18 protein-coding genes are annotated in these 18,518 nt (G+C 60.3%); 11 read left to right on the top strand and 7 right to left on the bottom strand.

Annotation, left to right across the window (positions count from 1 at the left end; genetic code table 11):
• The first annotated feature begins 48 nt into the window (after positions 1-48).
• A complete protein-coding gene (locus tag BLQ41_RS13075; RefSeq protein WP_090181443.1) occupies positions 49-507 on the top strand; it encodes a Spy/CpxP family protein refolding chaperone in 459 nt (152 codons plus the stop codon).
• Between the two features lie 113 nt (positions 508-620).
• Complete coding sequence (locus BLQ41_RS13070; protein ID WP_090181441.1) at positions 621-1,961, top strand: sensor histidine kinase; 1,341 nt, start codon at positions 621-623, stop codon at positions 1,959-1,961.
• Positions 1,962-2,204: 243 nt separating this feature from the next.
• Here BLQ41_RS13070 and BLQ41_RS13065 read toward each other — a convergent pair whose 3' ends face one another.
• Complete coding sequence (locus tag BLQ41_RS13065; RefSeq protein WP_090181439.1) at positions 2,205-2,771, bottom strand: nitroreductase family protein; 567 nt, start codon at positions 2,769-2,771, stop codon at positions 2,205-2,207.
• Positions 2,772-2,893: 122 nt separating this feature from the next.
• Here BLQ41_RS13065 and BLQ41_RS13060 point away from each other — a divergent pair, with 122 nt between their 5' ends.
• Positions 2,894-4,348 (top strand): TrkH family potassium uptake protein, encoded by a 1,455-nt coding sequence (locus tag BLQ41_RS13060; protein WP_090181438.1) that lies wholly within the window; start codon positions 2,894-2,896, stop codon positions 4,346-4,348.
• Here the strand turns inward: BLQ41_RS13060 and BLQ41_RS13055 are convergent.
• Positions 4,305-5,366 (bottom strand): AraC family transcriptional regulator, encoded by a 1,062-nt coding sequence (locus BLQ41_RS13055; RefSeq protein ID WP_090181437.1) that lies wholly within the window; start codon positions 5,364-5,366, stop codon positions 4,305-4,307. The two genes, BLQ41_RS13060 and BLQ41_RS13055, sit on opposite strands and share 44 nt — an antisense overlap.
• A gap of 163 nt (positions 5,367-5,529) precedes the next feature.
• Here BLQ41_RS13055 and BLQ41_RS13050 point away from each other — a divergent pair, with 163 nt between their 5' ends.
• Both BLQ41_RS13050 and BLQ41_RS13045 read left to right on the top strand, forming a co-directional pair.
• The gene (locus BLQ41_RS13050; protein WP_090181435.1) at positions 5,530-5,841 is read left to right on the top strand and encodes an Mpo1-like protein; all 312 of its coding nucleotides are present in this window, start codon (positions 5,530-5,532) and stop codon (positions 5,839-5,841) included.
• Between the two features lie 95 nt (positions 5,842-5,936).
• A complete protein-coding gene (locus tag BLQ41_RS13045; protein WP_090181433.1) occupies positions 5,937-6,527 on the top strand; it encodes an HD domain-containing protein in 591 nt (196 codons plus the stop codon).
• A gap of 108 nt (positions 6,528-6,635) precedes the next feature.
• Here the strand turns inward: BLQ41_RS13045 and BLQ41_RS13040 are convergent, their stop codons facing one another.
• Positions 6,636-7,451, bottom strand: coding sequence for a UDP-2,3-diacylglucosamine diphosphatase (locus tag BLQ41_RS13040; protein WP_063342878.1), 816 nt, complete (start codon positions 7,449-7,451; stop codon positions 6,636-6,638).
• A gap of 129 nt (positions 7,452-7,580) precedes the next feature.
• Between BLQ41_RS13040 and BLQ41_RS13035 the strand changes: the two genes are divergently transcribed.
• The gene (locus tag BLQ41_RS13035; protein WP_090181432.1) at positions 7,581-8,345 is read left to right on the top strand and encodes a helix-turn-helix transcriptional regulator; all 765 of its coding nucleotides are present in this window, start codon (positions 7,581-7,583) and stop codon (positions 8,343-8,345) included.
• A gap of 74 nt (positions 8,346-8,419) precedes the next feature.
• Positions 8,420-9,313, top strand: a complete 894-nt coding sequence (locus tag BLQ41_RS13030) for a DMT family transporter (RefSeq protein ID WP_090181430.1) — start codon at positions 8,420-8,422, stop codon at positions 9,311-9,313.
• Here the strand turns inward: BLQ41_RS13030 and BLQ41_RS13025 are convergent.
• The 4 genes from BLQ41_RS13025 to recQ all read right to left on the bottom strand — a co-directional run bounded on the left by BLQ41_RS13025 (position 9,307) and on the right by recQ (position 14,230).
• A complete protein-coding gene (locus BLQ41_RS13025; RefSeq protein WP_090181428.1) occupies positions 9,307-9,594 on the bottom strand; it encodes a SelT/SelW/SelH family protein in 288 nt (95 codons plus the stop codon). The two genes, BLQ41_RS13030 and BLQ41_RS13025, sit on opposite strands and share 7 nt — an antisense overlap.
• A gap of 45 nt (positions 9,595-9,639) precedes the next feature.
• On the bottom strand, positions 9,640-11,421 hold the full coding sequence (locus BLQ41_RS13020) for a FimV/HubP family polar landmark protein (protein WP_090181427.1): 1,782 nt from the start codon (positions 11,419-11,421) through the stop codon (positions 9,640-9,642).
• Between the two features lie 128 nt (positions 11,422-11,549).
• A complete protein-coding gene (locus BLQ41_RS13015; protein WP_090181425.1) occupies positions 11,550-11,984 on the bottom strand; it encodes a MarR family transcriptional regulator in 435 nt (144 codons plus the stop codon).
• 119 nt (positions 11,985-12,103) lie between these two features.
• Positions 12,104-14,230 carry a DNA helicase RecQ gene (gene recQ / locus BLQ41_RS13010; protein ID WP_090181423.1) on the bottom strand — a complete coding sequence of 709 codons (2,127 nt, stop codon included), beginning with the start codon at positions 14,228-14,230 and terminating at the stop codon, positions 12,104-12,106.
• 400 nt (positions 14,231-14,630) lie between these two features.
• Here recQ and BLQ41_RS13005 point away from each other — a divergent pair, with 400 nt between their 5' ends.
• The 4 genes from BLQ41_RS13005 to lapD all read left to right on the top strand — a co-directional run bounded on the left by BLQ41_RS13005 (position 14,631) and on the right by lapD (position 18,387).
• Entirely contained in the window at positions 14,631-15,218 is a 588-nt protein-coding gene (locus tag BLQ41_RS13005; RefSeq protein ID WP_090181422.1) for a UPF0149 family protein, read from the top strand.
• A 10-nt stretch (positions 15,219-15,228) separates the two neighbouring features.
• Positions 15,229-15,624, top strand: a complete 396-nt coding sequence (locus BLQ41_RS13000; RefSeq protein WP_090181420.1) for a YbaN family protein — start codon at positions 15,229-15,231, stop codon at positions 15,622-15,624.
• Between the two features lie 92 nt (positions 15,625-15,716).
• Positions 15,717-16,424: a cysteine protease LapG gene (gene lapG / locus BLQ41_RS12995; protein WP_090181419.1), complete on the top strand. Its 708-nt coding sequence runs from the start codon at positions 15,717-15,719 to the stop codon at positions 16,422-16,424.
• 22 nt (positions 16,425-16,446) lie between these two features.
• A complete protein-coding gene (lapD, locus tag BLQ41_RS12990; protein ID WP_090181417.1) occupies positions 16,447-18,387 on the top strand; it encodes a cyclic di-GMP receptor LapD in 1,941 nt (646 codons plus the stop codon).
• The last annotated feature ends 131 nt before the right edge of the window (positions 18,388-18,518 follow it).

Below are 18,518 nucleotides of genomic sequence, written 5' to 3'. Positions count from 1 at the left end.
ATCTGTACTCATCCGGAACGTACCGGGAACGAGACAAGGAGATACACCATGCGCAAGACTCTTATCGCTCTGATGTTCGCTGCCGCTCTGCCGACCATTGCCATGGCTTCGCCTGAAGGTGCCGGCCCGATGGGTGGCCCGATGGACGGTTCGCACCACGGCGGTCAGATGCACGGCATGCACGGCAAAGGCCCGTACAGCCAGCTCGACCTGAGCCGCGAACAGCGCGACCAGATCCGCAAGATCATGGGCGAGCAGATGCACGAGCGTAAGCAACTGGTCGAAAAATACCTGGAAAAACTATCGCCAGCCGACCAGAAAGCCATGAAAGACGAAATGGCCGCCAACCACAAGAAAGCCGAAGCCGATGTGCGCGCCCTGCTGAAACCGGATCAACAGAAGAAATTCGACGAGATCCAGAAAAAACAGGCTGAGCGTCGCGCCGAATGGGCTGAGTTCAAGGCCTGGAAAGCGCAGCAACAGCAGCAACAGCCAAAAGCGCAATAATGCGCTAACCCCGGACCCGACGGCTAAACCCGTCGGGTCCTTTTGCCATCTGTTCCAATGCGGGAGCGGCGATGCCGCTTCCACACTGATCTGTGATTGTTCGAGGATTTCCTGTGCGCTCATTGTTCTGGCGTATTCTGGCCAGCTTCTGGCTGGCCATCGCTCTGGTTGCGGGATTGTCCATTCTGCTCGGGCACATGCTTAACCAGGACGCGTGGATACTCAGTCGCCACCCGGGCCTCAACAACCTGGCCGAACAGTGGACGCAAACCTACGAATCTCAGGGCGAGGAAGCGGCCCAGGACATTCTGGAACAGCGCAAACGCCAATATCACATCGACGTTCAAGTGCTTAACGAGAGCGGCGATCCCGTGGTGCGCGGCACATTCCCCCGTCGTGCGGCAGCCTTCGAAGCACGACAGAACAATGACGACCGGCGCCTGCCGTGGCGGCGCCTGACCGCCGAATACACCAGTGACAAAACCGGCGACACCTACCTGCTGATCTACCGCATTCCACACCCGGAACTGGACGCCTGGCACCGCGAAAGCCTGCTCTGGCCGTTGAGCGCATTGGGTATTGCATTGGTGGTGCTGACCCTTTTCAGCCTGTTCGTCACCTTGTCCATCACCCGACCGCTGAGTCGCTTGCGCGGCGCGGTGCATGATTTGGGGCAAACCACCTATCAGCAGAACAGCCTGGTGAAACTGGCCAACCGCCGCGATGAATTTGGCGTGCTGGCCAACGACTTCAACCGCATGGGTGCGCGCCTGCAAAGTTTGATCGGTAGCCAGCGGCAATTACTGCGCGACGTTTCCCACGAATTGCGCTCCCCTCTCGCCCGACTGCGCATAGCGCTGGCACTGGCCGAACGGGCCACGCCCGAGGAACGGGAAAAACTGGCACCGCGCCTGACGCGCGAGTGTGATCGGCTGGAAGCGTTGATCAGTGAAATTCTGGTGTTGGCGCGAGTCGATGCCGACAACGCCAGCGCCGAAGACGTTGATCTCAATGCCCTGCTCAACACCCTGCAAAAGGATGCGCAATTGGGTTCGCCGGAGCAAAACGTACACCTCGAGGCCGAACCGCAGCTGAACCTCAAGGGTTGGCCGACGATGATCGAACGCGCCGTGGATAACCTGCTGCGCAACGCTCAGCGATTCAACCCGGTGGGTCAGGCGATTGAAATGCAGGCGGTGCGTCAGGGCGAGCGGATCGTGGTCAGCGTGCGTGACCATGGGCCGGGTGTCGATGCCGGGCACTTGAGTCAGTTGGGCGAGCCGTTCTACCGCGCTCCCGGGCAAACAGCACCCGGACATGGCCTTGGATTGGCGATTGCGCGCCGGGCGGCAGAGCGCCACGGCGGGAGCCTGGTGCTGGCCAATCACCCGGATGGCGGGTTCATCGCCAGCCTGGAATTACCGTTGGTGCCGGGGGCGGTGGTTCAACCCTAGTGCAGTGGTGATGCTAAAAGATCGCAGCCTCGTTGCACTCGACAGCTCCTACAGAGGGACGCATAGCCCTTGTAGGAGCTGTCGAGTGCAACGAGGCTGCGATCTCTTGATCTTCAGCCCTTACCTGGCCATGCGCTGACGAACGCCACGCGCGGTTCTTTCTGCGGCGTGCCGATATAGGACAAGGGCTGCACGCCCTCTGTAGGAGCTGTCGAGTGCAACGAGGCTGCGATCTCTTGATCTTCAGCCCTTGCCTGGCCATGCGCTGACGAATTCGGCCAGATTGACCTTCTCCGCTACGCGCGGTTCTTTCTGCGGCGTGCCGAGATAGAGAAACGCGATGACCTGCTCACCGTCCGCCAGCCCCAACCTTTTGGCAACATGCGCCGAATAGGCCAGATCACCTGTGCGCCACACCGCGCCAATGCCTTGCGCATACGCAGCCAGCAAAATCCCGTGAGCCGCACACCCCGCTGCCAGCAACTGCTCGGACTTCGGATACTTGATGTGATCCTGCAACCGCGCGATCACCACCACCACCAACGGCGCGCGCAATGGACCGTTACGCGCCTTGTCCAGCGCCGCTTCCGACACGTCGCTGTCCTGCAGCTTCGCCGCTTCAGCCAGCAACTCGCCCATTTGCTCACGCGCCGCGCCTTCGACTGTCAGGAAGCGCCAAGGCTGCAAGTGGCCGTGGTCGGGTGCGCGCATCGCGGCGGCGAACAGCACTTCGCGTTGTTCCGCGGTGGGTGCCGGGTCGATCAGTCGTGGAACGGAAACACGGTTGAGCAAAGCGTCGAGAGCCTGCATCGGCCACCTCCTGTAAAAAATGTTTGGCTATTCTAGCGGTAACCACCTCGGGAGTGCCGGTTTACATAGCAGGCCCCACGGGTAGAATGGCGCCCTTCCCATTATCAGCCCGAGCGGACTTCATGGCGTTGCCGACCTTACGGACTATTGGTTTCATCATCGGCATCTTCCTGATCACGCTGGCCATCGCCATGGTCGTGCCCATGGCCACGCTGGTGATTTTCGACCGCACCAGCGACCTGCCATCGTTCCTCTGGGCGAGCATGATTACCTTTGTCGCCGGCCTTGCACTGGTCATCCCCGGTCGCCCGGAACATGTACACCTGCGTCCACGAGACATGTATTTGCTGACCGTCAGCAGCTGGGTGGTGGTGTGCATCTTCGCTGCGCTGCCCTTTCTGCTGACTCAGCGCATCAGCTACACCGACTCGTTCTTCGAAAGCATGTCCGGCATTACCGCCACCGGGTCGACGGTGCTCACGGGCCTGGACACCATGTCCCCCGGCATCCTGATGTGGCGTTCGCTACTGCACTGGATCGGCGGCATCGGCTTCATCGGCATGGCGGTCGCGATTCTGCCGTTGCTGCGCATCGGTGGCATGCGGCTGTTTCAGACGGAGTCGTCGGACCGTTCCGAAAAAATCATGCCCCGTTCGCACATGGTGGCGCGCCTGATCGTGGCGGCCTATGTCGGCATTACCGTTCTGGGCAGCCTCGCGCTCTGGTGGGCCGGGATGAGTCCGTTCGATGCGATCAACCACGCCATGTCAGCGATTTCCACCGGTGGATTCTCCACGTCCGACCAGTCACTGGCGAAGTGGACACAACCGGCGGTGCACTGGGTGGCGATCGTCATCATGATCCTCGGCAGCCTGCCGTTCACCCTGTATGTGGCGACCTTGCGCGGTAACCGTCGGGCACTGATCAAGGACCAGCAAGTTCAAGGTTTGCTCGGCATGTTGCTGGTGACCTGGCTGGTGCTGGGGACCTGGTATTGGTGGACCACCAAACTGCACTGGCTCGAGGCCCTGCGCCATGTGGCCCTGAACGTGACGTCGGTGGTGACCACCACCGGTTTTGCACTGGGGGACTACAGCCTCTGGGGCAATTTCTCGCTGATGCTGTTTTTCTATCTGGGCTTTGTCGGAGGTTGCTCGGGCTCGACGGCCGGCGGGATCAAAATTTTCCGCTTCCAGGTTGCCTATATTCTGCTCAAGGCCAACCTTAATCAGCTGATTCACCCACGCGCGGTGATCAAGCAGAAGTACAACGGCCACCGTCTCGACGAAGAAATCGTGCGTTCGATCCTGACGTTTTCGTTCTTCTTCGCCATCACCATTTGCGTGATCGCATTGCTGCTGTCGCTGCTCGGCGTGGACTGGATGACCGCCCTGACCGGCGCAGCCAGTACCGTCTCCGGCGTGGGTCCGGGCCTGGGCGAAACCATCGGCCCGGCGGGCAACTTCGCCACCCTGCCGGACGCCGCCAAGTGGATTCTCTCGTTCGGCATGCTGCTGGGACGACTGGAGATCATTACGGTGTTTGTTCTGTGCATTCCTGCGTTCTGGCGCCACTGACAGGCGCGGGCGTTTCCATCAGCCGCGCCCGGTACTCGCCGGGCGTGGCGTCGAACCAGCGGCGAAAGGCGCGGAAGAAATTGCTCGGGTCGGCAAACCCCAACAGGTAGGCAATTTCCAGCAGCGTCATGGTTGGCTGCGCCAGGTATTGCTCGGCCAGTTCGCGTCGCGTGTCGTCCAGCAACGTCTGAAAACTCGTGCCTTCTTCCTGCAAGCGTCGCTGCAGGGTCCGTTGCGACAAGTGCAGCGTCTGCGCCACGGTGTCGCGCTTGGGCTCGCCCTGGGGCAGCAAACGGCACAGCACCTGCCGCGCCTTGTGGGTCACCCGACTCTCTGAAAACCGCGCCAGATACTCACCGGCAAACCGGTCATGCAGCAACGCCATCGCCTCGTTGGCGGTCGGTAGCGGCGCCTCCATGTCGGCGCGTTCGAAGATCAACGCGTCATAAGGCGCGTTGAACACCAACGGCGCATGGAACGCTAGTTTGTAGGGTTCTAGATTGCTCGGCTGATCGCCCTGCACCAGCACTTTTCGCGGCTGCAGCGTGCGCCCGGTCAACCAGCCACACAGCGCCAACGCACAGGCCAGCGATGCTTCGGCACTTTGTCGGGTCGGCGGCAGATGGTCGCCATGGACCGTCAGAATCAGCGCATACCCTTCATCCAGCAACCGGAAGCTCAGGTCAGCACTTTCGGCAATGATCCGTTGATAGCGCACCAGTCGTTGAAAGCCTTCGGCCAGGGTCCGGCTGGACATCAGCGCGTAACCGGCGACATGAAAGGACGCCGGGCGCACCACTTTGCCCATGTTCAGGCCGATTGCGGGGTTGCCGGACAGCTCGACCGCGCGCTGCCACAGTCGTGTCATGGAGTCTTGCGGGAAGCGCGCATCGGGGTCATCCAGTGCCGCGTAGTCGAGCCCCAGCTGCTTGAACAGAACCCGACAATCCAGGCCGTCCATCTCCAGTGCTTTGACAATCCCCATCGCCCAGCTTGCAGAAGTCGTTCGTTCGCTCATGGCGTTTACTTACTACGTGGTGAGCCGTCTAACGCGGCAAGTTTTCGAAGGATACTAAAGTGGCGCCTATTGTCACTGGCTGACGCCATTGATCACTCTAGACTCAAATAAGCTACCCGCAGAACAACTTGCAATCAGAACAACAACCACAGAGATCGCAGTCGTGGAAAACATCAGACGTTTCAACAGTTTCGCTGAGTTTTACCCGTACTACCTCAGCGAACACAGCAACAGCACTTGTCGACGATTGCATTTTGTCGGTACCAGCCTGGTCATCTTCATTCTGGCATTGGCTATTGGCAAAGGCGCATGGCTGATGTTGCTCGCCTTGCCGCTGGCGGGTTACAGCTTTGCCTGGCTCGGCCATTTCTTCTTCGAGAAGAACCGCCCGGCGACCTTTCAGCACCCTCTTTACAGCCTGCTCGGCGACTTCGTCATGTACCGCGACATGGTGCTGGGTCGGGTGCCGTTCTAGGTTCCCCCGAGTCAGCGTCCTGCGTGGCCAGTGCAAAATTGGATCCAAGCTCTACACTCAAAATGTCCCTTTCGCTCAGAACAAGAGGATAGCTGATGAATGCCAGCGCTCGTTTCACCCACATGCAGGATGGCACGCAGGAAGACTGGGCGATCATCGCCGCGGACTTCAGTGCCTACGCGAAGCAACTACCGACACGGATCGTGACGCACCTGAAATTGCTGGAGGGTGATTTTGGCGGCTTCCCGGTTGATCGCCTGACCCATTCCCTGCAAACCGCCAGCCGTGCCTGGCGCGATGGCCGTGATGAAGAATATGTGGTCTGCGCGCTGCTGCACGACATCGGCGACACGCTGGGCTCCTACAACCATCCAGACATTGCCGCGGCGATCCTCAAGCCATTCGTCAGCGCCGAGAACCTGTGGATGGTGGAGAAGCATGGGATCTTCCAGGGCTATTATTTCTTCCATCACCTGGGGATGGACCGGCATCTGCGCGAGCAATTCAGCGGGCATCCGCAATATCAGGCGACCATTGAGTTCTGTGCCAAGTACGATGCGGCGGCGTTTGATCCAGCGTATGAGACGTTACCGCTGAGTTTCTTCGAACCGATGATGGAGCGCTTGTTTGCTCAGCCTAAACACTCGATCTACAAGGCGGCGATGGAAGAGCACGCGCCAGCTTAAGATCAAAAGATCGCAGCCTCGTTGCACTCGACAGCTCCTACAAGGGTTATGCGCAAACCTGTAGGAGCTGTCGAGTGCAACGAGGCTGCGATCTTTTGATGTTGCTGTTCACGCCGGCTCTGCGACTTTGATAGCTTTCAATTCAGCCTCCCGCGCCTGCGCATCCGCCAACCGATACAACTCGATCGACCCGTCCCAATGCTCGATCAACGCCGTACACGACTCCACCCAATCCCCGCAATTGAGGTAGTCCACCTCGCCGACCTTGCGGATCTCGGCATGGTGAATGTGCCCGCACACCACACCGTGCAATTCGCGCTTCACGCATTCGTGGGCAATGGCCTCTTCAAAATCGCTGATGAAGCTGACCGCCGTTTTCACCTTGTGCTTGAGGTAGGCCGACAACGACCAGTAGCCATAGCCATAACGGGCGCGCCAGTGATTCAGCCAGCGGTTGAGGGTCAGGGTGAATTCGTAGGCCGAGTCGCCAAGAAAGGCCAGCCAGCGGTGATAACGGGTGATGACGTCAAACTGATCGCCGTGGATCACCAGCAGATGGCGGCCATCGGCGGTCACATGCACCGCCTCGTCCACCAGTTGGATGTTACCCAGCATCAGCTTCGAATAACGGCGCAGGAATTCGTCGTGGTTACCGGTGACGTAGATCACCTCGGTGCCCCGCTTGCTCATGGTCAGCAGCCGGCGGATCACATTGGTGTGCGCCTGTGGCCAGTACATGCCGCTGCGCAGTTTCCAGCCGTCGATAATGTCGCCGACCAGGTAAATCTTGTCCGCGTGATAGCCCTTGAGAAACTGCGACAGGTGTTCGGCCTGGCAATCCCGGGTGCCCAGGTGCACATCGGAAATCCACAAGGTCCGCACACGTTGCTTACGGCTGGGTTTGGCGAGCTCGGCGCTGGTCATGGGTAACCCTCAGGACAGATTTTGGCAAGCTTGCGCCGGTCGGGTTAATGGCCCATGACAGTGGCGAGTCAGTCCTGTGACAGCACCCGGGCGGTGTAGACTGGCCGCATCTTGCCCGGGAGACCTGCGATGAGACCGATCCTCACGCTCCGCCAGTACACCGAAGACCTGATCGTCCACAGCCACGACCACGCACAACTGGTCTTCGGGCTCTCGGGCGCGCTGGACTTCGAAGTCGGCGGGCGTGGCAGTCAGGTGGTGCAACAGAGTTTCGTGGTGGTGCCGTCCGGCTTCCATCACGCCTGCGGCAGCAGCAATGGCAGTCGCTGCCTGGTGCTGGATGTGCCGAGCGACCAATGGATTTCGCAGTCTCTGGGCGATCACGCCGAGGCCAGTCGACGCCTGCTCGACAATGCCGGTCGCCTGCCGTTGGACGCCGGGCAAAGCCAGTTGGTGAGTTGGCTTGCGGCCAGTCAGGTCAGTGATCCGTTGATTGCCCAGCAAGGCGCGGTGCTGTTGCTGGCCAGCCTCAACAACGCCAAGCCTGACGTCGTGGGCGGTCGACGCTTGCCGTATGCCGCGCTGAATGCGCACATCGATCAGTACGCGGCTTATCCGCTGCAGGTCGCCGATCTGGCGCGCATCGCCGGTTTGTCGAGCGCTCGGTTGCACGCACGGTTTGTCACGGAATGCGGGCAGACGCCGATGGATTACATTCGCAGTCGACGACTGCATATAGCGGTGGGATTGCTGCGTGACTCGCCGTTGCCTGTCGGCGAAATTGCCAGTCGGGTCGGTTACAGTTCCCAGAGCGCATTCGCTGCGGCGGTGTTGCGCGAGTTCGGTGCGACGCCGGGTAAACTGCGCCGCGAGGCTGGCGACAAAAGTCGATAGTTTGCCGACAGACATAACCCGCTTCACACGGTTCAATGTAGGACTGTTGGCCCGGTTCAATTTCAAGGATTGCAATGACTCCCCGTACCGCCCTCGGCGCCCTGCATATCGGCGCACTGATGTTTGGCCTGACTGGTGTGTTCGGCAAACTCGCTGCCGCCTCCCCCGCGGTCATCGTTTTTGGTCGGGCCGCTTTTGCCGTACTGGCCTTGGCATTCTTCGCACGGTTCGCCAGCAACACGCGTTGGCAGAAACTCGAAGCGCTGGACTGGCGACGCCTGCTGCTCAGCGGCTTGCTGCTGGCAGGGCATTGGGTGAGTTTTTTCATTGCGGTGAAAGTGGCGGGCGTGGCGATTGCGACCCTGGGTTTCGCCAGCTTCCCGGCGTTTACCGTGATCCTCGAAGGGCTGATTTTCCGTGAGCGGATTCGCGCCAATGAAATCCTCTTGGTCGTGCTGGTGAGTGTCGGGCTGGTGCTGGTCACGCCTGACTTCGATCTGGCAAGTGGTGCCACCGTAGGCCTGCTCTGGGCAGTCGGTTCAGGCTTGCTGTTCGCCCTGCTGTCGCTGACCAACCGCGCCAGCTCCGGGCGAATCCCGGCGGTGCAGGCCGCGCTGTGTCAGAACGTGGTGGTCGCGCTGTGCCTGCTGCCAGTGGCAGCGCCGCAATTGAGCGAGGTGCGTGCTATCGACTGGCTGTGGATCGGTCTGCTCGGCGTGTTCTGCACCGGGGTTGCCCACAGTTTGTTCGTCGCCAGCCTGGCAGTCATCAAGGCGCGCACCGCCGCCGTGGTGTTCGCCCTGGAGCCGGTCTACGGGATCACCGTGGCATGGCTGTTGTTCGATGAAAACCCGACGCTGCGCATGCTGATCGGCGGTGCGTTAATCATCGTCGCAATTGTGGTTTCCAGCAGGTTGTCGGGCGGTTCCAGCAAAAAAACCGTGGCGGCCGAGGCCGCCTCTCACTGAGTCCGGTCGTTGTGGCCCAGGTCGCGGTCAGGATCGATCTGATCGCGGACCCGCTGCTTGAGCACCTTGGCTTCCGGGAAACCACCATCAGCCTTGCGCTCCCAGAGCTGCACCTCGTCACAGAAAATGTGGAAGACACCGCCAGTGCCAGGCACCAGCGAGACCTTGCCCAGGTCGTCACCGAAGGTGCTGAGCAGTTCTTGCGCCAACCAGGCTGCGCGCAACAGCCATTGGCATTGCGTGCAGTAGGTGATGACGATTTCCGGTTTTTGCGTGGTCATGATGGGCCGAATTCCTGAACCTGAGTGCGCCGCCAGTGTAGTGGCTCAGCGGATTCCGGCCAACAGACTCCGGGCGGTCTGCTTGAGCGGCTCATCCCCTTCTTTCAACAACTCGTTGAGCAGTTCGATGGCGCTGTCCAGATCACCGTCGTCGATGCAGTTCTGGGCTTGTTCCAGCTTGCCAGCGCTGGTCGGCCTGGCCGGTTCAAGGTCGAGGGGTTCAAGCGCAAGCGATTGCCCGCTGTCGCTGAACGCGTCGAGAAAGTCGTCACCCAGAGACTGTGAGTCTGGTTCGGGCCCCCATTCGAGTTCGGATTCGGGTTCGTCCAGGGTGATCTCGTCGGGCATCTCGAACACATCGGGCAATACGTGCAGGTTTGAAGCGAACGCAGGCTCAGCTGCCTTGGGCGGTGCATTGGCAGGTTTGGTCGTTTCGAAGGGGCTGACCAGATCCCAATTCGCATCCATCGACAGGTCATCCAGGTTCAACTGGAATTCGTCGGCGGGCGCGCTTTCGGGTTTCACCGCAACGATGTTTGTCGCCGCCGCAGCTACCGGCACGGGCACCGGCATCGCGCTCAGTTTCGGATACCGGGCGCGAATGTCCTGAAGTGTTTGCAGGTCGAACCCGGCGTCGCGCAAGCTGTTTTCCTGCGCCTCATAGGCGCGAACATCACCTTGTTTGCCGAGAACTTCCAGCAGTTGCACTGCCAGCTCCGTGCGCTGTGGTTGCTTGGCCAAGGCGTCTCGCAACAAACCGGCTGCTTCGGAATAACGGCCATAAGCCAGGTAGATGCCAACGCCTTCCAGCACATCACCCGTCGTCGTTTCCTCATGGTGTTCGGGGGGCACTGCGGGCGTTGGAGCCTTTTCCACCGCAGCTGCGGCCCGATCGAGCAACGGCTCGTGGCGTGACGGCAAAACGGCTGGATCCGGCGCCAGTACCTGAGCGCGCTGTTGTCGGCGGCGAACAAACAGCCCCAGCAACACCAACGCTATCAACCCCAGCAAGCCGATGATCAGCGGCCACTGGCTGTCGGCCTCTTGAACAACGACCGGGGCAGCAGGCGCTGCCGCGACTGGCGTTACAGGCGGTGCCTGCTTGATCTCCGCCAGTTGGGTTTGCAGTTCGGATACCTGTTTTTTCTGGCCAGCGGCCTGTTCGTCCTGAACCTTGAGCTTCGCGCTCAACTCATCGACGGTCTTTTGCAGTTGCTGGTTTTGCAAAATGCTGGCGGCCAGTTGTTCGGCAACGGGATCGCTCACAGGGGGCGAGACAAGTGGATCGACCTTGGGCGCCGTCGCGGACTTCTTCGCCGCTGGTGCTGACGCAGTGGCCGGTTTGACACTCGGGAAGGGAGAGTTTGGCTGGCTGGCGAGCGGTTCGTCATCGGCCGGCACAATCCCGGGTGAACCCGGCGGATCGATCAGTACCGTGTACTCGCGCAGCAAACGTCCGTTGGGCTGATTGAGCTGCACCAGGAAATTCAGGAAGGGTTCATTGACCGGTTTGTTGGAGGTCACCCGGATGAAGCTGCGGTTGCCCCGCAGCACCGGTGTGAACTTCAGGTCGTTGAGGAAGAACACCCGATCGACGCCGGCGCGGCTGAACTCATCCGCCGTCGCCAGGCTGACGGAGAGCTCGCCCTCCTCCAGACTGCCGATATCCACCAAGGCAATGTCGGCACGCAACGGCTGATTCAACGCGGAATGAAGGGTGATCTCGCCCAGTCCCAGCGCAGGGGCCAATGCCGAGTAAGTGACAGCACCACCGACCAGAAGCAGCCTGGCGCAACACCGCAAAACAACGTGCCAACTCTCGAGCATGTGCATCCCTTAGATAACCAGAACCAACCTGTACGTGTTCGCACATCCGGTACGAACACGATATTGCCTAGTAGTTCTTTATAGTCCGCTCAACGGGGTATCTCAAAAAGCTGACACGCGGTTATGCCTCAAGATTTTTCCAGGTTCGCCAGAATGTGCCCGTGAACGCGCATGCAGATCTTCAAGTCCGCTTCATCCACGCCTTCGAACAGTTCGTGGCGCAACTGATTGGCAATGGTTTCAATTTGTTCGATCAGGGGTCGGGCCGGGGAGCACAGGACGATTTTCTTCGCCCGACGGTCTTCCAGCACCGATTGGCGCTGGACCAGTCCCTGACTTTCCAGGCTATCAAGCAACCGGGCCAGGGTCGGCCCTTCGACGCCGACGCTTTGCGCCAGTTCACGTTGGGTCGGCGCTTCCTCGAAACGCGCCAGGTGCAGCAGCACCAGCCAGCGAGCCTGGGACAATCCGAGGCCTGCCAGACGGCGGTCCAGTTCGGCACGCCAGCCACGCGACATCTGGGCCAGTTGCATGCCAAAACGGTGTTGATCGGTTAACGGCATAAAACACTCATGATCAGACTGAAATAGAGAAAAACTAATTATTAGTCAGCTAAGCATGACCATTGGCTTGAGGCAAGGACTGGCCTGTAGTGAATCGTTAAACCACCCCGGCAGGTCACTTAAACCTCAAATTCAGATTGCAGCGCCGCCCGTACGCAGTACAAAACCCCTTCCGGCACTCTCCCCGCAAACAACGCGGCGATCTCCGAAACCGGCGGCAACTCGCCTTCGCCGTCGAGGAATGCGTCCTGGACTTCGCCCATCAATTCTTCCGGCAGATCCAGCGCCTGTTCCAGCGATAACTGCTGTTTGCCGATGGCCTCGGCGAGCATGGTGTAGACATTCTTTTCCGAACATTGCAGCTGACCGGCAATTTGTAGCGGTGTCATGCCGGCCCGGGCCAGGGTGATCAGCTCGTGGCGTACGTCGGCCACCACTTTCGGCGCCTCGACCTGCCCACCCAACACTTCGAGGAAGGCATCGCCGTAACGCTCCAGCTTGCGCGCGCCGACGCCGCTGACCGTGGCCATTTCCGCCAGCGAGGTCGGCTGGCTGCGGAGCATTTCCAGCAAGGTCGAGTCGGGGAAGATGACGTAGGGCGGTACACCATGTTCTTCGGCAAGCTTGCGACGCAGGGCGCGCAAGGCTTCCCACTGTTCGCGCTCTTCGCCGCGCACCAGTTGGCTCGCCTGGCTCTTGCTGCTTTTGGCGGTGGTTTGCGGTTTCAGGTCGCGGCGCAATTCCAGGGTCACTTCGCCCTTGAGCAGCGGTCGGCAGGTATCGCTCAGGCGCAGGCCGCCGTAGCCTTCAAGGTCGATATCGGCCAGACCACGGGCCACCAGCTGACGGAACAGGGAGCGCCATTCGCTCTCGCCCATCGCTTTGCCGACACCATAAACCGACAGATGTTGATGACCGAAGCTGCGGACCTTTTCGTTGTCCTTGCCCAGCAACACATCCACCAGATGGCCGACGCCATAACGCTGGCCGGTGCGGTAGATCGCCGAAAGCGCCTGACGGGCCGGCTCGGTGGCGTCCCAGGTCTGCACGCCGTCGACGCAGTTATCGCAATGACCGCAAGGCTCTGGCATGTCTTCGTCGAAGTAGGCCAGCAGGGTCTGGCGACGGCAGCGGGTTTCTTCGCACAGCGAGAGCATGGCGTCGAGCTTGTGCTGCTCCAGACGCTTGTGACGCTCATCGCCTTCGGAGTTTTGCAGCATCTGCTTGAGCATCACCACGTCTTGCAGGCCGTAGGCCATCCAGGCATCCGCCGGCAGGCCATCACGGCCGCCGCGACCGGTTTCCTGGTAGTACGCCTCAAGGGATTTCGGCAAGTCGAGGTGAGCGACAAAACGCACGTTAGGCTTGTCGATGCCCATGCCGAACGCCACGGTGGCGACCATGATCAGGCCCTCCTCGTTGAGGAAGCGCTTCTGGTGATGGGCGCGGGTGTCGTTGGGCAACCCGGCGTGGTACGGCAGCGCCGGGAAGCCTTGCTCACTGAGAAACACCGCCACTTCGTCGACTTTCTTGCGCGACAGGCAATAGACGATGCCGGCATCGCTGCGGCGCTCGGCGAGGAACGCCAGCAACTGCTTGCGCGGCTGCTCCTTGGGCACGATGCGGTAGAAAATGTTGGGACGGTCAAAGCTCGACAAAAAGCGCTCGGCATTGTGCAGATGCAGTCGGTCGACGATTTCTTCACGGGTGCGTTTGTCCGCAGTGGCCGTCAGGGCTATGCGCGGGACGTTGGGGAACAACTCCGCCAACTGGCCCAGTTGCAGGTATTCGCGACGGAAATCGTGGCCCCATTGGGACACACAGTGCGCTTCGTCGATGGCGAACAGGGCAATTTCAAGACTTTGCAGGAAGGCCAGCATCCGAGGCTGGACCAGTCGTTCGGGCGCCAGATACAGCATCTTCACTTCGCCGCGTTTGATCCGCGCAGCGAGGTCGCGCTGCTGCTCGGCACTGAGCGTTGAGTTCAGTGCAGCGGCGGCGACACCCAGTTCTTCGAGGGTGGCGACCTGATCGTCCATCAGCGCAATCAGCGGCGACACCACCACGGCCAGACCTTCGCGCAGCAGTGCGGGCACCTGGAAACACAGGGATTTGCCGCCACCGGTAGGCATCAGCACCAAGGCGTCGCCGCCACTGGCCACGCGCTCAATGATTGCACCCTGACGGCCACGGAAACTGTCGTAGCCGAAGATGTCCTTGAGGACGCGTTGAGCCTGCTCGAGCATAAAAACTCCAAAAATCACCGAAACATCCCTGCAAGGCTGGTTCAGAACCACGAAAGCTGCACCGACAAATCGTAAGTGCGCGTTGCATGACGCTTCACATTTCAGCCGCGACGCCAGCAGGGCATCACAAAACGCGCGAGTATACCCGAGGCCTCCTCCTCAAAGGGTGCCGCTGAGAAGACACACCTACGTCAATACACCGCAAAACCTGTGGGAGCGGGCTTGCCCGCGATGGCGGCGTGTCTGGCGATAGATGTATTGGATGTACCGGCCCATCGCGGGCAAGCCCGCTCCCACAGGGATTGTGGTGTTCCGGGGTGCAAATATGCCGCGCGGCTGGCCTGTGTGCTCAAGAAGGCCTAGAATTCCCGCATCTGTTAATTCCCAAGGTAGCCCTTTAATGTCCTTCGCTGAGCAACTAACCCGTTTGCAAGTCTTCCTCGACGCCGACGAACTGCATGACGAGGCGCTGGACTATGTGGCCGCCCACGGCTACCTCACCGCGCTGTCGATCTGCTCCGAAGTGGTGCCGGATCGTGAATGGATCGACGCCCTTTTCGCCGAAGAGCCGCATTACGCCGACGACACCGAGCGTGAAGCCATCGAATCCACCCTGCTCGCGCTCAAGGCGCACATCGCTCGCCAACTGGCCTCCGATGAAGAATTCGAGCTGCCGTGTGAGCTGGACCTGGGCGAGGAGCCGGACGATTCCGACCTGCGCGGCTGGTGCATCGGCTTCATGGAAGGCGTGTTCCTGCGCGAAGCGGCCTGGTTCGAAACCGCCGAAGACGAAGTCAGCGAAATGCTGCTGCCGATCATGGTCGGTTCGGGTCTGTTCGACGAACAGCCTGAGTTCGAAGACATCGCCAAAGACGCCAACCTGATGGACGACATGATCGTGCAGATCCCGGAAGCGCTGACCGCCCTGTACCTGCTGTGCCAGGCGCCAGACGAAAAACCGGCGATCCTCAAGCCACGTCACCACTAAGGTTTTGCCTATGGACAAACCCATAGGCAACCGCTCCCTGATGTTGCGTTACGTGCTGCTGGCCATCGGCTGGCTGAGCGTAGCGCTGGGGGTGATCGGGATTTTCCTGCCGGTGTTGCCCACCACCCCGTTCCTGCTGCTGGCGGCCGCCTGCTTCGCTCGAAGTTCGCCACGCTTTTACCAGTGGCTGGTCGAGCATCCGCAGCTTGGCCCGTGGATTCGCGACTACCTCGACGGCAACGGCATCCCGCTCAAGGGCAAGGTCTACGCCATCGGGCTGATGTGGGTGAGCATCCTGTTTTCCTGCTATCTGGTACCACTGCCGTGGGCCCGTGGATTCATGCTGACCAGCGCGGTGCTGGTGACGATCTACATCCTCAAACAGAAAACCCTGCGCAAATCCTGAGCCCTGATCCGCGGACTGACCCGACGATCACCCCACCCTTTTAAAGAACTGCGCCTAGACTTCAGTCATCTGCACCCGAGCAGCAGCCAGACATGTCCAGTCGCCGGCGTAGTCCAGGATGGCCAGCGCTCCGATTTCGGCTCGGCGGATGGCTGCTGCTGGCGGGTTTTCTACTGACTGGACTGGGCAGTGTCTGGGCCAACTGGGAGATTTCACAGATTCTGCAGACAGCCGAAAAGCGCTACGGCCCGCTCGGCGCTGCCCAAGGAAGAATCGAGGCCTGGAGTCAAATGCTTAAAAGCGAAGCCAACCAGCCTGAGCGCGAGCAACTGGACGCGGTGAATCGCTTTTTCAATCAACAGCTGAGTTTCCAGGACGACACCCGCATCTGGCGTCAGACCGATTACTGGGCCACGCCAGAAGAATCACTGATCAAGGGCGCTGGAGATTGCGAAGACTACGCTTTGGCGAAATATTTCAGCTTGCGCCAACTCGGGATTCCCAGCGAAAAGCTGCGCATCACCTACGTCAAGGCCCTGACCCAGAACCAGGCGCACATGGTGCTGACCTTCTACAGCAACCCTGCGGCCGAACCGCTTGTGCTGGATAACCTGATCGGCGACATCCGCCCCGCTTCCCAACGCAAAGACCTGTTGCCGGTGTATGCCTTCAATGCAGAAGGCCTGTATTTACCGGGGGCCAATGGCGGCAAGCGCAGCAGCGACTCGAAAAAGCTGTCGCGCTGGCAAGACGTATTGAAAAAGATGCAGGCTGAAGGGTTCGCCGTGGGCGAAGGCTAGCGGCCATCGCAAGGAGCGTTGTATGTCACTGCGCAAACAGTTGTTCATCGCCATTTGCCTGTTCTTGCTGGTGGCGTTCAGCGGCAGTTTTTTTGTCAGTCTGGAAAGCTCGCGCGAACAAATGCTCGGCCAGTTGCGCTCCCACGCCCAGGACGCGGCCACCGCATTGGGCTTGTCGCTGACGGAGCAGATCGACGATCCGGCAATGACCGAATTAATGGTCAGCTCGATCTTCGACAGTGGCTATTTCCGCAGCATACGTATCGTCAACATCGTCGATGGAGAGGTGCTGGTAGAGCGCAACGCAGCGACGCACATCGAGGGCGTGCCCGGCTGGTTCGTGAGCCTGGTCAACTTGCGCCCGGAAGGTGGCGATGCACTGATCATGCGTGGCTGGGAACAGGTGGCGCGAGTCGAAGTGCTGAGCAATCCGCAGTTTGCCCTGGCCAAACTCTGGGACAGCACACTCGGTAGCCTGATCTGGTTGCTGATCTGCGGACTGCTCAGCGCCGTGTTCGGTGGCTGGCTGCTACGTCGGCAGTTACGCCCGCTCGACAAAATGGTCAAACAAGCCCAAGCCATCAGCAAGCGCGAGTTCCTGAGCCTGCCAAAACTGCCACGCACACCCGAATTGAAGCGTGTGGTGCTGGCGATGAACCAGATGGTCGAAAAGCTCAAGGCGCTGTTCGCCGAAGAGGCCGCGCGCAGTGAAAAACTGCGCGTCGAGGCCTATCAGGACGGCCTCACGGGACTGGCCAACCGGCGCTTGCTGGATGAGCAACTGGCCGATCATTTACTGGTCGGCGAACAGAGCAGCGACGGCCATCTGCTGATGCTGCGGATCAACGATCTGATCGGGCTCAACCAACGCCTGGGCGGTCAGCGCACCGATGCGCTGATCAAGACCGTCGGCGAACTGCTCAAGCGTCTGACTCAGGTCCCAGCACGGCGCACCTGGCTGGCAGCGCGCAATCGGGGCGGCGAATTCTGCGTGCTGGCACCGGGTCTGGACAGCACGGGCGCGGCGCGCCTGGCCTCGGAAATCAGCGCCACCCTGGAAAACCTGCGCCTGACGGGCGCCAGCGACTGCATGCCCGTGGCGCACCTGGGCGTGGTCGCCTATCACCCCGGCGAACCGGCCAGCAACGTGTTGCTGCGCCTCGACCAGGCGTTGACTCAGGCCCAGCAACATCCCGAACGCCCGTGGATACACCTGGCCCACACCGATACCGTGCCGAACCACTCTCAACACGACTGGCGCACCTGGATCGACGATGCGCTGACCGAAGGCAAGATGCAGCTGTATTTCCAACCGGTGGTGCAATGCGCCGACACCAGCCAGGTGCTGCACCACAAAGTCCTTGCGCGTCTGCTCGACCCACAGGGCGAGGCGATACCCGCCGGGCATTTTCTGCCGTGGATCGAGCGTCTTGGCTGGTCAGCGCGCTTCGATCTGGCGATGCTCGAAGCCACCCTCGAATACCTCGTGGTCAATCGATGGCCGCTGGCGCTAAGCCTGTCGGGCAACACCCTGCGTGATCAAACACAGCTTAAACAAATCATCGACATGCTCGAATCACTGCCCGAACTGGCGCCCCTGCTGATCCTGGAAATCGACGAACGCCAACTGCCGCCCCCGGAAGAATTGCAGCGCTTGAGCCATAGTTTGCTCAACACCGGGTATCGCATCGGATTGCAGCATTTCGGTGGCAGCTTCAGCCAGATCGGCAATCTGACGCAATTGGGCCTGGCGTACTTGAAAATCGATGGGGCGTACATCCGTCACATTGACGAGCAGCCTGACAAGCGGCTTTTCATCGACGCAATTTACAGGGCAACCAACAGCATCGATTTGCCATTGATAGCGGAGATGGTCGAGACCAAAGGGGAACTGGAGGTGATTCGGGAGCTGGGATTGTTTGGGGTGATGGGGAGGTTGATCGGGCCGCCGGAGCCGATGTGAAGGGGATTACCGTTCGTCTTAAAGTAGTGAGTACCTGTCAGATCTGACAGTAGGCAAACATCCGTGGCGACGCTCTAATCCTTCCATATCGGTGCCGCCCAATCGGGAAGCCGGGCGCCTCTCTGGAAGGT

Origin of the sequence: Pseudomonas arsenicoxydans (assembly GCF_900103875.1) — a bacterium.
GTDB classification, from domain to species: Bacteria; Pseudomonadota; Gammaproteobacteria; order Pseudomonadales; family Pseudomonadaceae; genus Aquipseudomonas; species Aquipseudomonas arsenicoxydans.
This window is presented reverse-complemented; position numbering and strand designations above follow the sequence as displayed.